This is a genomic window from Flagellimonas yonaguniensis, assembly GCF_029193885.1.
Taxonomy (GTDB): Bacteria; Bacteroidota; Bacteroidia; order Flavobacteriales; family Flavobacteriaceae; genus Flagellimonas; species Flagellimonas yonaguniensis.
Genome location: NZ_JARFVB010000008.1, coordinates 26,126 through 42,696, shown reverse-complemented (window position 1 = coordinate 42,696; position 16,571 = coordinate 26,126). Strand labels below are relative to the sequence as shown.

The following is a 16,571-nucleotide window of genomic DNA, read 5'->3' as shown; positions in this document are numbered from 1 at the left end:
TAGCGCTCTTTAAAAAACCATCTTATTTTTAAATCATTGTTCGTTCCTATCCCTTAAGGTGTTCTGGCAAAAGGGACTGCGGAAAGGATTGGTAGCTAACGGGTCTGACCCACCTTTTAATGGCATGCACACCAACTGCGGTAAACCTGGAGTCCGTAGATGCCGGGTAGGGTCCTCCATGCTGCATGGACGGACATACTTCCACACCTGTGGGAACGCCATTATAAATTATTCTACCAACTCTATTCTGCAAAGTATCCACCAACTCCATCAAATTGATGGCATCATTCTCTTCCGCAATGAGGGTACCTGTCAACTGCCCTTCCAAACCTTCAATGATCTGAAGGAGTTCTGCATCATCCTTGCATTGTACCACTAACGAAAACGGGCCAAAAACTTCTTGGTGCAATTTTGAATTGGCCAAAAACTCGCTCCCTGAAACCGTTGCAACAACTGAAGCTGCATAATTGGACTCCAAATTCCCATCCAACTTACCCACAACTTCCACTCCTGATTGGGAGGTTACATCGGTTTCTTTTTTGTCATAGCCGCTCTTGATATTGGGGTGCAGCATGCACTGCGAATCTAATGCTATGGTCTCTTTCGCCAGTTCACTTATGAAATCTTGGGTATTTTCATTCTTTACTGTCAACAAAAGACCTGGGTTAGTACAAAATTGTCCCGTTCCCAAAGTAATGGAACCCGCATAGGTCTTTGCAATTTCTTTTCCTCTTTTGGATATGGCATCCGGAGTAATGATCACAGGGTTGACACTTCCCATTTCCGCAAATACCGGGATGGGCTCTTCTCTTTTTGAGGCAATGTCGAACAGTGCCCTTCCTCCAGTGATGCTCCCGGTAAACCCAACTGCTTTCACTTTGGGGTGACTTACCAAATCCATTCCTGCCTGTATTCCCCCATTGATGCTGGAAAACACTCCTTTGGGCATATTTGTTTTTTCAGCGGCCTTAACAATTGCCGATGCCACCAATTCGGATGTACCTGCATGCATGGGGTGGGACTTCACAATCACAGGGCAGCCTGAAGCCAAAGCACTAGCGGTATCTCCTCCAGCCGTGGAATAGGCCAATGGAAAATTACTCGCTCCAAAAACGGCTACTGGCCCCAATGGAATCATAGTTTTTCTCAAATCATCCTTGGGTAACGGTTTTCTATCCGGCTGGGCCGCATCAAAGGTGTTCTCCCTCCAATCCTCAGTTTCCACCAGTTGCGCAAAGGAGCGCAATTGGTTCATGGTACGCCCACGCTCACCAATGGCTCTTCCTTCGGGTAGCCCGGACTCCGTGGTATAGGTATCTATCAATTCTTGGTCCAATGCCTGAATCTCATCTGCAATGGCATTTAGAAAAGCCGCCCTTTGTTTACCCGACACTTTACGATAAACCTTAAAGGCATCCCAGGCCGATGAGACAGCTTCTTCAATTTCCTCTTTTGTAACTTCAACAAAAGTTGTTGGGTTTTCAATGTTCAATTTGGGATTCACTGTTTTGAACTCAATGCTTCCCTTTGCGCTAAAATCCCCTGCGATACAGTTTTTACCTGTAATCATACTACACTTTTTAGGTTTTTATAATCTGGGAGCTCTGGTCTGTTTTTCATAGCTTCTTCAATAACCTTGAGCACTCGCTCCCTTTCTTTTCCTTGTAAGGGCAATCTTGGAGCCCTAACATTCTCTGTTCCTATTCCCGTGGCCACTTCGGCCAATTTGATGTTCTGTACCAATTGTGGACTTATATCCAGCTCAAGCAAAGGCATGAACCATTTATATATTGCCAATGCCTCTTCTATTTTTCCCGCCTTGACCAGTTCGTAGATGGCCACAGTTTCTGCTGGGTATGCGCATACCAGACCTGCGACCCAACCGTCCGCTCCGATCACTAAGCTTTCAAGACCTAAAGTATCCACTCCCGTGAACACTTTGAACCTATCTCCGAAACGGTTCTTCAAACGGATTACATTGGTAATATCCCTTGTAGATTCCTTTATGGCTTGGATGTTACTGCATTCCGATAGTTCTTCCATCATATCCAAAGTTACCTCAATTTTATAATCCACTGGATTATTGTATATCATAATGGGCAGCGATGTATTGTTTGCAATTGCCTTAAAGTACACAACGGTTTCATGGTCGGTCGCTTTGTAGCGCATTGGAGGCAATACCATTAGTCCCTTTGCCCCTACTTTTTCAGCGTGCTGGGCCACTTCTATGGCTTCTTTGGTACTTTGCTCCGCAATGTTGATGATAACAGGAACTTGACCTTCGACTATTGTCAATGAGGTTTTTATCAAGGTTTCTTTTTCCTGTTTGGTAAGTGTACTGGCCTCACCCAAGGTTCCCCCAAGGATAATTCCCTGTACACCGGCATCCAATTGTGCCTTGATATTTGTTTCAAACATGGCAAGGTCCAATTCGTCCTCGCTTGTGAATTTTGTGGTTACAGCGGGCATAACCCCTTCCCAATGTATCATAATGCTATATATTTTAAATACAAAAATAGACCACACGATTTCAAGGATAAGCTTCATTATTAACGAATACTTGTACTATATTACCCCAAATATTGATTCAGGTGCTTTTTATGATGATATTCGTATAAAAAAATGAAAGTACTACCGTTCAAAATACCGAAACCTGAAGATGAGGCCTTGGTCTACCAAGTGGACAATGAGCGTGTTTTTTATGATCAACTGCACCAACATGCGGAAATCCAGATCAGTTATATCGCAAAAGGCTCCGGTTCCCTAATCGTAGGCGATTCCATTAGTGATTTTAAAGAAGGGGATATCTTGGTCATAGGAGGATATGTACCGCATGCTTTTAAGAGCGATGCTTCTTTTACCCCAAAATCACTGATGCACACCCTTTTTTTTGACATTAACTCATTTGGCAAGGAATTCTTCGGCATTTCCGACCTTTCCAACACAAAAGATTTCTTTAAAAAATCCGAACTTGGGATGCGGGTCGTTTCCAATACCGAAGTCATCATTGAAGAGTTCAATAAATTAAAAACACAGAACAGTATTGAGCAGATAGCAACTCTTTTGATCATTATAAGCCACATTACACAATCTGAAACCACTCCTTTATCCTCATTTGTATACCGCAAATCCTTTTCGGACGATGAGGGTAAACGGATGAACGATGTCTTTAAATATGCCATGGATCGGTATCATGAACCCATTAGCTTGGATGAAATAGCCAACGTGGCCAATATGAGCAAAAATGCTTTTTGCCGTTATTTTAAGAAACGGACAAACAAGACTTTCTTCCAGTTTCTCATAGAAATACGGATTGAAAACGCATGCAAGCTTATTTTGAACAATCCAGAACTGGCCATTTCCATGATTTCCGATCAATGCGGCTTTAACAATATTGCCAACTTCAACAGGAAATTCAAGGCATTGAAGGGATGCTCTCCAACACAGTTCAAATCACAGTTCTAAGACATCCACATCCATAAAAAAGCGGATGGGAAAACCCATCCGCTTATGCACTAAACAACAAACTCAAACAATTACAATAATTTGATTTACTATCTGTTCAATCTAATAACCAGGGTTTTGGCTTAGGTTGGTATTGGTATTGAGTTCCTCCAAACCTATGGGGAACAGTGTTGTATACTCCCCTTTTGGAGCATGGTTGTACCAGCTTTTGGTCTGGTACACGCCAAATCGGATCATATCAGATCTTCTTCTTGCCTCTGCTGCAAACTCCCATCCCAATTCATCCAAAAAGCGTCCATAAGCTACCGCAGATTGGTCTCCTGGATCATCAATGGTTCCGTCTTCTGCCAATGTTCCGTATTCCACCGTTGTATCGCCTTCAAGTTCGGCACCCGTAACAGTTGCTTCTGCTGGGTCTTCGAAGGAACGCATACGGACCTGTGTCACTATGGTTGCCGCATCATCACTATTATTGGTCCTTAGAAGTGCTTCGGCTTTCATCATTAACACATCTGTATATCTCAGGAACGGAAAGTCAACACTTAGTCCTCCTGTGGCACCTGATTCTATTTCATACTTACCACATCTAAAGCCATCTGTGAAATCACAATCGTAAATACTGGGCATTTCTTTTCTCAAGGTCATTACCACACTGCCATCGGAAGCGTTCAATTGATCTCCCATCAGCCAGGTATCGGACAAACGCTTATCATTGGGATCATAACTATCTATAAATTGCGGATTACAGCTAGATCCTCCCCAAGGTTGTGCCTGCATGTCAAAAACCAATCGATGATCTGGCAAAAGCATTTTCATATGGGCATTCCAATCCCCAGCAAATATTTGGTCGTAAGGGATCGCGAACACCATTTCAGGGTTTCCTTCGTTCTCCGTACTGAAGATGTCCGAATAATTTGAGGACAATTCAAATGCCCCGCTAGCTATGATCTCATCACATGCTTCGATAACCTTGTCCCATTGGGCGGTTCCTGTATATATTTCGGCATTTAAGTACACCCGAGCCAAAACATGATTGGCGGCCCACTTGGTCATACGACCATAGGTTGATTGATCTACAACCTCGGTAAGGTTGGGCATAACCTCTGTCAGCTCAGAAACGATAAAATTGTACACTTCGGCACGTGAACTCTGGACCGGAAGCTCATCACTATAGCTTGCTATAATGGGTACGTTGCCATGGGTATCCACCAACATGGAATAGTATAATGCCCTTAAGGCCCTCATTTCCGCGATGATAGCCGATGCCTGCTCTGCACTTACCGGTAATTCCCCCGACTCAACTTGTAGAATTACCCTATTGGCACTATTGATCCCATTGAAACAGGTAATCCATGTATTTCTTGGTTGCCACTGGGTTTCTGTCCATTCATGAAAGTGCATTCTTTTGTATGTACCTCCATCATCCCAACCGTTAGGCCTTGTAGGAGTCACGAACATATCGCCGGGTTCTTCCTGCACATCAAAATATCCTTGCCACCCCATTACAAATCGCATTGGTGTGTAAGCCGATGCCATAACGGAAATGATATCCGATTCCGAGGGCGTAAAGGAGGATTCGGTCACTTCAGAGAACACTTCTTCCTCCAAATCCGTACAAGCTACTGGCAAGAGCAATATACTCGCTACGAACGTTAAAAATTTTAGTCTAAGTGAAATCACTTTGTTCAATATATTTTTCATAATATTTTTTTTAGAATGTAAAGTTGATACCTAGTGTAAATGTCCTAGTAGAAGGATACTTATCCCTTTCGTCATTACCTGGGGACAAACCATTTCTGTTCACTTCTGGATCGATACCCTTATATCCTGTTATGGTAGCCAAGTTCAAGCCTGATGCATAAATGCGGAAACTCTGGGCAAACTTGATGGCATCCTTGGGCAATGTATACCCCAAGGTAACATTGTCTATCTTTAGGAAATCCCCGTCTTCCACATAATGGCTCACAAATCGTTGCACATCCTGCAACACCGCTTTACCGTAAACCATATCGTAAGCGGAATCCAGGGTATTATAACTGATTGTTGGGTTTTCGTAGAACATTCTCGAGAAGTTCAATATCTGATAATCCAAAGCTCCTCTCAAGTTGACCATTAAATCCCAGTTCTTGTACCTTACTGTATTGTTCCAGCTATAATAGGCCTTTGGCAATCCGTTGCCCAATACCTGTCTATCGTCGTTTGTGGCCTCCGTGGCAGGAACACGTGAGCCATCCGGTCTTTCTATTATCCAAATCCCATCTTCCGTGATATCCACGCTCTTTAAGCCATAAAAATTACCGATGGGCTGCCCTTCCTGCACACGATGGGTACTGATCTGTATAGGTTCACCTGTATAGCCTTCATCAAAAAAGTCGTTGGTCAATTGGAACTCATCATTGGAAAGTGATACGATTTCGTTGGTATTGGTAGAATAAGTAAGGTTTGCCGTCCAATCAAAATCATCCGTTTGAAAAGGAGTGATGTTCAACAAGAATTCAAGACCTGTATTCTTTATTTGGGCAACGTTGGCCGTGATTGTACCAAAAAAGTAGGGAGGAGTGGGCACACTGTAATTGAACAATGCATCCTTTGTTGTTCTGTTGTAATAATCCACCGAACCATTGATGCGCCCATCCAGCACCCCAAAATCCAATCCCAGGTTAAATTCTTCTTTTTTCTCCCAGCGTAGGTTGGGATTTGCATTACGGGAAGGTATCAACTGTCTCACCCATTGACCATTGTTCAAAAAGTAGCTACCATACGTCAATCCACTCAAAGACTGATAGTTGGACCCCGCATTGATCCCAGTGACCCCGAATCCTGTTCTGAATTTAAGATTGGAAAGCCAATCCCAGTTATCCGCGAAAGATTCTTGGTCTACACGCCAACCCAAAGAAACACCGGGGAAATTACCCCATTTGTTGTCTTCCCCAAATCTAGAAGAACCTTCACGGCGCATACTTGCCATCAAAAGGTAACGATCATCATAGTTGTAGGTTACCCTAGTGAAAAATGCAATCAACTTATCGGAATTTTTATAACTGCCCATTCCCGCTTCACCTAATTGAAGCCCTTGGCCACTGCCTATATTGTTATAGGTAAATCCGTCTGTGGGAAAACGACGGTTGGTCGCCCAAAAACCTTCATTGGTATTGTCCTCGTAGTTATATCCCACCAAACCGGTTACCTTGTGTTTTCCAAAGCTATTGTCATAATCCACCGTAAACTGGCCGTAATTGCCTACGTAATCATCCGTTCCTCTTGAAGCAAAGCCTTCTTGACCATTTTTAGTGGTGGAAACGTGGTTCTTTGTTTGGTAAAACCCTCTGATGTTTGAATTTCCCTTACGCGTATACAGTCCTTTGACCGTAACATGATCCCCAAAGTCATAACTCAAAGAAAAATCGAACCTTGTATTTCTGTACCTGTTTTCACCAATGGTTTCCTCAATATAGGCCAATGGGTTGTCATAGAAGTACACATCCCTCTCATACCAGCTTCCATCTTCGTTGTACACAGGCTCGGTTGGGTTACGTATTATGGCCTGCCTATATATGTATGGGTTAAAACTAACACCATCGCCAAGAGCATTGTAGGTTTGTTCGCTCAAGATCACACCTACATTTGCTTTCAATCGGTTGTCGAACATGGCATGGTTCACACTTACCCGGGCGGTATGTCTTTTATTGTCAGATTTCAGAAAAATCCCTTCTATATCCCTATAATTCAGGGATGCTGTCATGTTCGAAGTAGAGTTACCTCCTCTAAAAATGAGGTTGTGCACCTGGCTATATGCATCACGGGTAATTTGATCTACCCAATCCGTGTTGGCACCATAATCTTGTAGGTTGGCCCCATTAAAGGTATAACCCTCATCAAATTTCTGTCTTAACTCATCGGCATTCAGAAAGTTCATTCGATCAGCAATCGTGGAAAGCGATGCGTACCCATTGTATTCAATGGTCGATTTCATATCATTTGTACCTTTCTTTGTCGTAATAATGATAACACCGTTAGTCCCACGGGTACCATATATGGCAGTTGCCGAACCATCTTTCAGCACATCAATGGATTCGATATCTTCCGGTGCCACGGTATTCAAACTACCGGGAACACCATCGACCAAAACCAAGGGATTGGTGCCTCCCAGTATAGAAGATGTACCCCTCAAGTTAATCTGAGTTCCCTCCGTGGGGTCGCCCGAAGGTGCAGAAACGGACAGACCGGCAACCTTACCTTGAATAAGCTGCGCAGCATCCTTTACGTTACCTTGCACAAAGTCTTCGGATTTTACGGTTGCTACGGAGCTGGTCACGTCCGCACGTTTTTGGGTTCCGTATCCTATGACAACCACTTCGGACAACTGTTGCAAATCTTCTTTCAACACTACATCAATCGTAGTATTCCCCTGAACCGGTACCTCTTGGGCCAAAAAGCCCAAATAGGAAAATACGAGTACCGCATCGGATTGTGAAGTGCTGATTTCGTAATTACCATCAAAGTCGGTTGCAGTACCGTTAGTGGTGTTTTTTTCCAGTACAGCCGCACCGGCAATGGGAATACCCTGCTCGTCCGTTACGCTACCTGAAATTGTTTGTTGGGAAAACCCAGCTTGTCCAACCAAAAGGCAGAATATGGAAAACAAGAGCTGTTTTTTTCCCAGACATTTTTTGAATAAAAAGCTAGCCAATTTCATAATACATCTTTAATTTGTTTAGTTAATTGCTTACATAAAACTTATACTCCATAGGTCTTAAAATTGATTTAAAAATTAAGAAGCGTTAATTTTACACTTGTAAATGTAAAACTATGTATTTGAAGAAATTGGGAAATATTACCCGCTTTTGATACTATGTTAACCAATCAACAGTGATTTTACCTTTATAACGGATTTAATCCTATCAATTTTGAAACAACAAGTATAATTTCAACACTTATAGTTATTAAATAGTTATTTCTCAATCCGGTAAAAAGAGTTGGTTTTTTGACCTAAAAAGACAGCTCCAAAAGTTTGTGGGTTTTAGATAAGATTCCATAAAACATTAACTTTAATGTTTCAAGTAAAATTGATTGTATACAGTTATAGACATAGAGACCACTGGAAACGGAATCAAAGGCAACAAGATTACCGAGATTTCTATTTTCAAATATGATGGCGCACAGATTGTGGACGAGTTTACCACCTTGGTCAACCCAGAAAGCCCTATACCTTATTTTATAACCGGACTTACGGGAATCGATGATCAAATGGTGCAAAATGCACCAACTTTCCAAGAGATTGCCCAAAACATCCTGAACATTACCGAGGGCTGTATTTTTGTGGCCCACTCCGTCAATTTTGATTATGGTGTGATCAAAGAGGAGTTTCGACAGATCGGTATGGATTTTACCCGTAAAAAACTCTGTACGGTTCGCCTATCCCGAAAGTTGATTCCCGGCCTCCGTTCCTATAGTTTGGGAAAATTGTGTTCCGCAGTGGAAATACCCTTGGTGGATCGCCACCGTGCCCGCGGAGATGCCCATGCTACAGTTCTCCTATTTGAAAAGCTTTTGGGAAAACCTGAATCGGAACAAGTATTCAAAAAGTTTTTGAATGCCCGAAGCCAAGAAGCCACCCTCCCACCCCATTTGCCCAAATCTGTCTTCGATAAGATTCCACAAAAACCGGGCATCTATTATTTTATGAATCAAAAAGGGGAAATCATTTATGTGGGAAAGGCCATCAACCTGAAAAAAAGGGTATTGGGACATTTTTACGATAAGAGCCGCAAGGAGATTCAAATGTGCGGGGAGACGACAAATATTGACTTTAAGCTAGCAGGCAGCGAATTGGTCGCCCTGTTGATGGAATCCGCAGAAATAAAAAGGCTGTTCCCTCCATACAACCGCGCCCAAAAAAGAACAGGCAGACAATATGCCATTTTTGCCTACGAGGACCGAAATGGAATTATGCACTTGGCCTACAATAGCATTAAAGGTGCTCCAAGTCCGTTGAAAGTGTTCCATAATCAAACCGAATGCCGTGCGTATTTGGAAGAGGTTTGCAAAAATTTTTCACTTTGTCCCAAATATTGTCATCTCCAGCAGACCAATGCCGCTTGCTCCCATCATGTAATCAATACCTGCGAAGGAATTTGTAGAGGCCAGGAAGAGGTGGACGATTACAACCACAAAGTCGAGGAAGCAATCGCTCACATGAAAATGTTGTCCTCCAAAGTTAGGATCATCAAGGAGAAAGGTAGGGATGACCGTGAAAATGCCGTTGTACTGATTGAAGATGGTATTTATAAAGGCTTTGGATTCATCAATACCGATATGGAAATATCCACCCTTGAAGATATTGAGGCGTTCATTACCCGACATAAACACACCGTGGAAACAGAAAGCATTCTAAATCAATATTTTTTAAAACATAGTGGAACCTCCATATTGATTTCCTAAAAAAATGCCCCCAAAAGGGGGCACTTCATAGAAATATAACTACAGGTTAAAAAATTCCACTATTTAAATTGCTCAGTTTCGGTACTGCCCTTCATGGCCATGGTGCTTGCCTTTCCCGACGTGACCACGTTCTGGACCATATCAAAGTAGGAGGTTCCCACAAAACCTTGGTGTTTTACAGCTTTGAAGCCATCCTTTTGCAAAGCAAATTCACGCTCCTGTAATTCAGAATATCCGGCCATACCACGTTGCTTGTACGACTTTGAAAGTTCGAACATACTTGTGTTCAAGGCATGGAACCCGGCTAGGGTAATGAATTGGAACTTGTACCCCATGGCAGCCAACTCTTCCCTAAAACCTTCCATTTCCTTTACACTTAATTTGGCCGCCCAATTGAATGAAGGCGAACAATTATAGGCCAACATTTTATTTGGGTATTTGCTATGTATTCCTTCAGCAAATTTTCTGGCCTGTTCCAAATCTGGATTGGAGGTCTCCAACCAAATCAAGTCTGCAAAGGGTGCATAGCTCAATCCTCTGTCAATCCCTTGGTCCAGTCCATTGTTCACATAAAAGAACCCTTCAGGGGAGCGTTCGCCCGTTAAAAACTTATGGTCACGCGGGTCAATATCACTCGTCAGAAGATTTGCTGCATCGGCATCGGTCCGTGCTATAATGACCGTTGGCACGCCCATTACATCTGCCGCCAACCTGGCCGCGATCAATTTATTGATGGCTTCCTGTGTTGGCACCAAGACTTTCCCACCCAAGTGGCCACATTTCTTTGCCGAGCTCAACTGATCTTCAAAGTGCACTCCAGATGCACCATTCTCTATCATGGACTTCATCAGTTCATAAGCATTAAGGTTACCACCGAAACCAGCTTCGGCATCGGCAACAATAGGCACCAAATAATCCTTTTTTTCAGTTGCTCCATTCACGGTCTGAATCTGATCCGCACGCAAAAGAGCATTGTTGATCCGTTTTACTACCATGGGAACACTATTGACAGGATAGAGTGACTGGTCCGGATACATTTCCCCAGAAAGGTTTGCATCCGCAGCTACTTGCCATCCACTTAAATAAATGGCATCCAACCCAGCTTCCACTTCTTGGATAGCCTGATTACCCGTCAAGGCCCCCAAACCGGCTACAAAATCCTGGGCATTCAATTTGCTCCATAGCTTTTCGGCTCCCATTCTGGCAATGGAATGATCTATCTCATAAGATCCACGAAGTTTAATGACTTCCTCTGCGGTATATGGACGTTCTACACCTTTCCATCTTGGATTTACGGTCCAATCCGTTACCAATGCTTGAATTTTCTCCTTTTTTTCCATAATTTTATAATTCGAAATTTGACTTGAATCCCATGTAATGTTCGCGCATTCTTGGGATTTTTTTATTGATATTGTTTTAAGATTAAATCTCTTGGTATGCCTTTGTCGTCAGAAACTCTTCAAACTCATTGGTCCTTACCAACTTGTCAAAAAGAATGGTAGCTTCATCAAATTTGGTATTGTGCATATTTCCCTCACCTACCAAGTGCCGTATTTTTGTGGTCTCCTCATCCAACAAGGATTGATATAGTTCTTCGGTCAACCTTCTCCCATCATCCAGCATCACATTGAACTTTAACCATTGCCAAATCTGGGTTCTGGAGATTTCTGCGGTAGCTGCATCTTCCATCAAATTATTTATGGCCACACATCCATTGCCCCTCAACCATGATTCCAAATACATGATTCCTACAGAGATATTTTTTCGTATGCCCTTTTCGGTCACTGTTCCAGTTGGAACGACCAGTAGATCAGCTGCTGTAATTACATCGTTTTCCCTAAGTTTTTCCAATTGATTGGGCCCTGGCATATACTCGTCAAAAATATCCTTGGCTATTTTAACCAGGCCCGGATGGGCGACCCATGTGCCATCATGACCATTTTTGACTTCCCTTTCTTTATCCAGCTTAACCTTTTCCAAAGCTTTTTCGTTGGCGATCGGGTCGTTGTTTATCGGAATTTGAGCGGCCATTCCACCCATTGCATGAATTCCTCTTTTGTGGCATCGTTGGATGACCAATCTGGAATATGCATCCATAAAAGGTACCGTCATGGTTACTTGATCCCTATCAGGTAAAATATACTCGGAATGGTTTTTAAATTTTTTGATATACGAAAAAATGTAATCCCACCTACCACAGTTCAAACCAACAATATGGTTCTTTAGTTCGTAAATAATTTCATCCAATTGAAAGCTAGCTGTTATCGTCTCGATCAATACGGTGGCCTTGTAGGTTCCCACCGGAATTCCCAAATATTCCTCAGCAAAAGTCATTACCTCGTTCCACCACCTAGCTTCCAAATAATGCTCCAGTTTTGGGAGATAAAAGTATGGTGCCGACTTTCTACGACGCAGCGTAGCTGTGTTGTGAAAAACATAAAGGCCAAAATCAACCAAACTCCCGGAAGCCTCTTCCCCATTGATCAAAATATGTCGTTCATTTAAATGTAGTCCCCTAGGTCGTACCAGCAATACGGCGACCTGATCGTTCAATTTATAATCTTTGCCTTTTTTGGAATCAAAATAGGTGATCGTCCTTTTATTGGCATCGATCAGATTTATTTGCCCTTGCATACAATTGTACCACGAAGGTGCATTGCTATCCTCAAAATCGGCCATGAATGTCTTGGCACCGGAATTCAAAGCATTGATCACCATTTTACGATCTACAGGTCCAGTGATCTCGACCCTTCTATCCTGCAAGTCCTCGGGAATATTCTTTACTTTCCAATTGGCGGATCTGGTCTGCTCTGTTTCTGATGGAAAACTTGGAAAATTGCCCAAATCAAATTGTACTTGTCTTTTAGTTCTCTCTTCCAGCAACTGTAATCTTGATCTATTGAACTTTTGGTGCAATGCAATCAAAAACTCCAAAGCTTGGTCCGTCAACAGTTCCGGATAATAATTCTTTACCTCTTTTGCAAACTGCAATTTTGTACTGGTCATTAGTGCTTCTTCCATAATACATTTCAATTTGTTCAACAAGATTAACGCAAACGTTTGAAAAAATCAAGCGAACGTTCGCTTTTTTTAATTAATTCGCTATTTTTATTAAATTCGCAAAAAAGCCTATATTTGATCGAGAAAAATGGAAGAAGAGTACATCAAATTAATATTCGGGCTGAAGCTTAAACAGATAAGAACCAAAAGAAAACTTTCGCTATTTGGTTTATCAAAGCTATCTGGACTTTCAAAATCATACTTAAATGAGATTGAAAAAGGGAAAAAATATCCAAAAACGGACAAAATCGCCCTTCTAGCAGATAAATTGGAAGTCCCATACGATAGTCTGGTATCCCTCAAATTGGACAAGAACCTCGCTCCAGTTGGCGAACTCTTAAAATCCAAGGTATTGAAAGAGTTGCCCTTGGAACTATTTGGCATCAAGGAAAGTGACCTCATCGATATTGTTTCGAACGCCCCGACCAAAGTCAATGCTTTCATAAGTACCATCATCGAAATTGCCAAGCATTACAATTTTGGAAAGGAGAATTTTTATTTGGCCTCTCTCAGGTCCTTCCAAGAGGCAAGCAACAATTACTTTCCGGAATTGGAGGAAGCAGTACAGAATTTTTCCAAGGCATATCAGGTAAATCTTAAAAAATCGCCCAAATCCATCGAGCTGGAGGAAATACTGGTAGAAGAATACGGTTACACCATAAATAATGAGGAGCTTGCCAAATACAAAGAGTTGGATAAACTCCGTTCCATTTTCATTCCAAAAACAAAAACGCTCTTGGTGGCCGACCATATCGATGAGGCCCAACGTGCATTTATCTATGCCAAGGAAATAGGCTATAATTATTTGAACATCGAAGAGCGATTGTACACCTTTACTTGGATCAAATTCAACAATTTTGACCAGGTACTGAACAATTTTTATGCTTCTTACTTTGCAGGGGCTTTGGTAATTCCAAGGGAACTGATCAAAAAGAATATGGATTCGTTTTTATCCAAACCCAAGTTCGACAAGACATTCTTGGCAGGCATCAAGAACAACTATAATGCCTCTCCAGAGTCTTTGTACCAACGTTTGACCAATATTCTCCCTAACGATTATCAGTTGGAAAATCTATTCTTCCTGCGTTTGAGCCACAGAGGAGGCAGTAACCATTTTGAAATAACCAAAGAGTTGCACCTAACCCATCAACATTCTCCGCACGGAAACGAGACCAACGAAAAATATTGCCGCCGATGGGTGTCCATACGGGTATTGCAGGACATTGCCAAAAGTTCCAAGGAACACCTGATGGATGTACAGATTTCGCACTACCCCAGCGATGGACTTTCGTATTTGATTTTTTCCAGTGCTACCGTAGACCCTTTTAAAAAAGACATGTACCGCAGTGTAAGCCTAGGACTGTTGATCAACAACGAGCTCAAAAAAAAGGTGAGATTCTTGGACGACCCCGCCCTAAAAACATATAATGTGGGGGTAACCTGTGAACGCTGTGACATTCCCGATTGCCCAGTAAGACAATCCTCTCCCACTGTTCTTCTAAGACAACAGCAAGATTTAAAAACAGATACTGTTGTAGACGAACTACAGAAAAAGTTCAGTTAGTTACCTGGCTTAAGAAGTACTTTGAATACAGCTTCCTGTCCCAATTGCTGAAACCCTTGGTAAAGATTGACTTGCTCAACTGCATAGGGATAGAACGTAATCGGTTCAATACATATCATGTTCCTAACTTCCGTCCAGCACATAAAACTTCCAAAACCTTCGGTTTCAATGGTAATTTCTTTCTCATCTTTTAGTGTGATTGAAGTACAATCCGCCACTTGTAGCGCTCGGCTCCCTACGGCCAACACCTCATCCAACGAGATTTCCTTGTCCTTTGCTGAAATTACTGGTAATTGTGTGTGCAATTTAAATGCGGGATGATACCCCAACATAAAGGGCATTCCTTCTTCTCCTGAAACTTTAAAACGAATTTCAAAGCTATCGTCTGTCAGTAAAAAGGATTTCTCAAACCTGAAATCATAGGGCCACGACAAGGCTTCTTCCGTTGATTTTTCAGGAAATTTTGAATTGTAAACCTCAGTTCCCGATTGATATTCCTTGGCAAAAACAGCAGAAGTATCTGTTTGATGTTCCACTGTGTAATCCATTTGGCGCAAATGCCCATGTTGATCCTGAACCGCCTCGCCTTTTGGCGTTTTTACCCGAAAACCAGCCTCATTGACCGGCCCGATGACCGGAAACATTTCGGTATCCGCACTACCCCATCCCGGACTTCCCTTTTGGTGTATAAACTCGTGCCCAAGGACCGTATAGCTTACCAACTCCCCTTTATCAATCCGAACAATGCTATCATTTTTTTTAAGCTGAACCATACTTTTCTAAATTTTTATTTTGATCATTCAAACTGGATGGCTTTTACCGGTGTAATCTTTGTGATGATATATGATGGGACCAAAAGCATCAATAAACAAAGAACCATCACTCCTATATTCAACAGTAAGATGGTGGGCACATCCATGTGCACTGGAATATAATCGATGTAATATTCCTCGGGATTGGGGAACTTGAACATTCTGTATTTACCCTGAAGAAATATGATTCCAAGACCGATCACGTTGCCCCAAAAAAGCCCGATAGCGATCAAATAGGCAGCATTGTACAAAAATACTTTTCGAATGCTCCAATTGGCAGACCCCAATGCTTTTAAAATCCCGATCATTTGGGTGCGTTCCAAGATAAGTACCAGCAAAGCCGTGATCATATTTATGCCGCCAACAATGATCATAATACCAATGATAAGGGCAATGTTAAAATCAAAAAGTCCTATCCATTCAAAAATGCGGAAGTATTTGCTTTTGATATTTTGCGTATCAAGACTAGAGATGGTTTTGCCATAGATTTCGTTGCTCTTTTCATCAAGTTGGTCAAAATCATCCAGAAACACCTCAAAGTTTCCAACTTCATTTTCCTCCCATCGGTTCATTAATTGGATATGACGGATATCCACGAACACATAGGTTTCATCAAACTCCTCAAAACCACTATCGTAAATACCGACTATTTCAAACTTACGATTGTTCGGTGGTTTGGACGCATCATCATCCCGAAGAAAAAAGGAAAAGAAGCTATCACCAACTTTCAACTGCAATCTATTGGCCATCAAACTGGAAATAAGCACCTCTTCATTAAGTTCGCCCCTATAATCGGGAATTCTTCCGTCGACCAAATATTCCTCAAAAGTGCTCCAATCGTAATCGGTGCCCACTCCCTTGGCCAACATCCCCTCGAACGTATCGGCTGTTCGGATAATTCCACCTTTGGTGGCCACCGCTTGCACATGCTTTACTCCTTCGACATCTTGGAATTCGGGATAAAAATCCTGATCAATGGAAATCGGCATCAGGGAAACCTCGGAGTTATTGTTGTCGAAACTGGAAATCTGGATATGACCGTTAAAGGCTGCCACCTTTTCGCGTATCTTGTTTTTAAGACCTACACCTGTGGCTATTGCAATGAGCATCATTACCACACCGATGGCAATCGCTGCGATGGCAATTTTTATTATCGGGGCGGAAATACTAATTTTATGTTCCTTCCCTGTAACAAGGCGTTTGGCAATAAATAATTCTAAATTCAACGA

General features: G+C 42.2%; 11 protein-coding genes. 3 read left to right on the top strand and 8 right to left on the bottom strand.

From position 1 onward, the window contains the following. Positions 1 to 46 precede the first annotated feature (46 nt). A complete protein-coding gene (locus PY092_RS13140) occupies positions 47 to 1,570 on the bottom strand; it encodes an aldehyde dehydrogenase (NADP(+)) (protein ID WP_275616259.1) in 1,524 nt (507 codons plus the stop codon). Continuing rightward, positions 1,567 to 2,490 (bottom strand): dihydrodipicolinate synthase family protein, encoded by a 924-nt coding sequence (locus tag PY092_RS13135; RefSeq protein WP_275616258.1) that lies wholly within the window; start codon positions 2,488 to 2,490, stop codon positions 1,567 to 1,569. Before PY092_RS13135 ends, PY092_RS13140 begins: the two co-directional genes overlap by 4 nt. Positions 2,491 to 2,622: 132 nt before the next feature. Between PY092_RS13135 and PY092_RS13130 the strand changes: the two genes are divergently transcribed. Then, positions 2,623 to 3,465: an AraC family transcriptional regulator gene (locus PY092_RS13130; protein ID WP_275616257.1), complete on the top strand. Its 843-nt coding sequence runs from the start codon at positions 2,623 to 2,625 to the stop codon at positions 3,463 to 3,465. Between the two features lie 102 nt (positions 3,466 to 3,567). Here the strand turns inward: PY092_RS13130 and PY092_RS13125 are convergent, their stop codons facing one another. Together PY092_RS13125 and PY092_RS13120 are read right to left on the bottom strand one after the other, a co-directional pair. Next, a complete protein-coding gene (locus PY092_RS13125) occupies positions 3,568 to 5,166 on the bottom strand; it encodes a RagB/SusD family nutrient uptake outer membrane protein (protein ID WP_275616256.1) in 1,599 nt (532 codons plus the stop codon). A 10-nt stretch (positions 5,167 to 5,176) separates the two neighbouring features. Further along, positions 5,177 to 8,110, bottom strand: a complete 2,934-nt coding sequence (locus tag PY092_RS13120; protein WP_275616255.1) for a SusC/RagA family TonB-linked outer membrane protein — start codon at positions 8,108 to 8,110, stop codon at positions 5,177 to 5,179. A 425-nt stretch (positions 8,111 to 8,535) separates the two neighbouring features. On the opposite strand from PY092_RS13120, the gene PY092_RS13115 reads away from it, so the two are divergent. Continuing rightward, positions 8,536 to 9,906 (top strand): exonuclease domain-containing protein, encoded by a 1,371-nt coding sequence (locus tag PY092_RS13115; RefSeq protein WP_275616254.1) that lies wholly within the window; start codon positions 8,536 to 8,538, stop codon positions 9,904 to 9,906. 59 nt (positions 9,907 to 9,965) lie between these two features. Here PY092_RS13115 and aceA read toward each other — a convergent pair whose 3' ends face one another. Together aceA and aceB are read right to left on the bottom strand one after the other, a co-directional pair. Then, positions 9,966 to 11,246, bottom strand: a complete 1,281-nt coding sequence (aceA, locus tag PY092_RS13110) for an isocitrate lyase (RefSeq protein ID WP_289623250.1) — start codon at positions 11,244 to 11,246, stop codon at positions 9,966 to 9,968. An 82-nt stretch (positions 11,247 to 11,328) separates the two neighbouring features. Then, on the bottom strand, positions 11,329 to 12,927 hold the full coding sequence (gene aceB / locus PY092_RS13105) for a malate synthase A (protein ID WP_275616253.1): 1,599 nt from the start codon (positions 12,925 to 12,927) through the stop codon (positions 11,329 to 11,331). Positions 12,928 to 13,054: 127 nt separating this feature from the next. Between aceB and PY092_RS13100 the strand changes: the two genes are divergently transcribed. Then, positions 13,055 to 14,530 carry a helix-turn-helix domain-containing protein gene (locus PY092_RS13100; RefSeq protein ID WP_275616252.1) on the top strand — a complete coding sequence of 492 codons (1,476 nt, stop codon included), beginning with the start codon at positions 13,055 to 13,057 and terminating at the stop codon, positions 14,528 to 14,530. Here PY092_RS13100 and PY092_RS13095 read toward each other — a convergent pair. Together PY092_RS13095 and PY092_RS13090 are read right to left on the bottom strand one after the other, a co-directional pair. After that, positions 14,527 to 15,303, bottom strand: coding sequence for an aldose epimerase family protein (locus PY092_RS13095; RefSeq protein ID WP_275616251.1), 777 nt, complete (start codon positions 15,301 to 15,303; stop codon positions 14,527 to 14,529). The genes PY092_RS13100 and PY092_RS13095 overlap by 4 nt on opposite strands. A gap of 23 nt (positions 15,304 to 15,326) precedes the next feature. Then, on the bottom strand, positions 15,327 to 16,568 hold the full coding sequence (locus PY092_RS13090; RefSeq protein ID WP_275616250.1) for an ABC transporter permease: 1,242 nt from the start codon (positions 16,566 to 16,568) through the stop codon (positions 15,327 to 15,329). Between the last annotated feature and the right edge of the window lie 3 nt (positions 16,569 to 16,571).

Coding starts and splice junctions, on each gene's coding strand:
- PY092_RS13140 (WP_275616259.1), bottom strand. CDS start 1,570: ATGATTACAGGTAAAAACTGTATCGCAGGGGATTTTAGCGCAAAGGGA.
- PY092_RS13135 (WP_275616258.1), bottom strand. CDS start 2,490: ATGATACATTGGGAAGGGGTTATGCCCGCTGTAACCACAAAATTCACA.
- PY092_RS13130 (WP_275616257.1), top strand. CDS start 2,623: ATGAAAGTACTACCGTTCAAAATACCGAAACCTGAAGATGAGGCCTTG.
- PY092_RS13125 (WP_275616256.1), bottom strand. CDS start 5,166: ATGAAAAATATATTGAACAAAGTGATTTCACTTAGACTAAAATTTTTA.
- aceA (WP_289623250.1), bottom strand. CDS start 11,246: ATGGAAAAAAAGGAGAAAATTCAAGCATTGGTAACGGATTGGACCGTA.
- aceB (WP_275616253.1), bottom strand. CDS start 12,927: ATGGAAGAAGCACTAATGACCAGTACAAAATTGCAGTTTGCAAAAGAG.
- PY092_RS13100 (WP_275616252.1), top strand. CDS start 13,055: ATGGAAGAAGAGTACATCAAATTAATATTCGGGCTGAAGCTTAAACAG.
- PY092_RS13095 (WP_275616251.1), bottom strand. CDS start 15,303: ATGGTTCAGCTTAAAAAAAATGATAGCATTGTTCGGATTGATAAAGGG.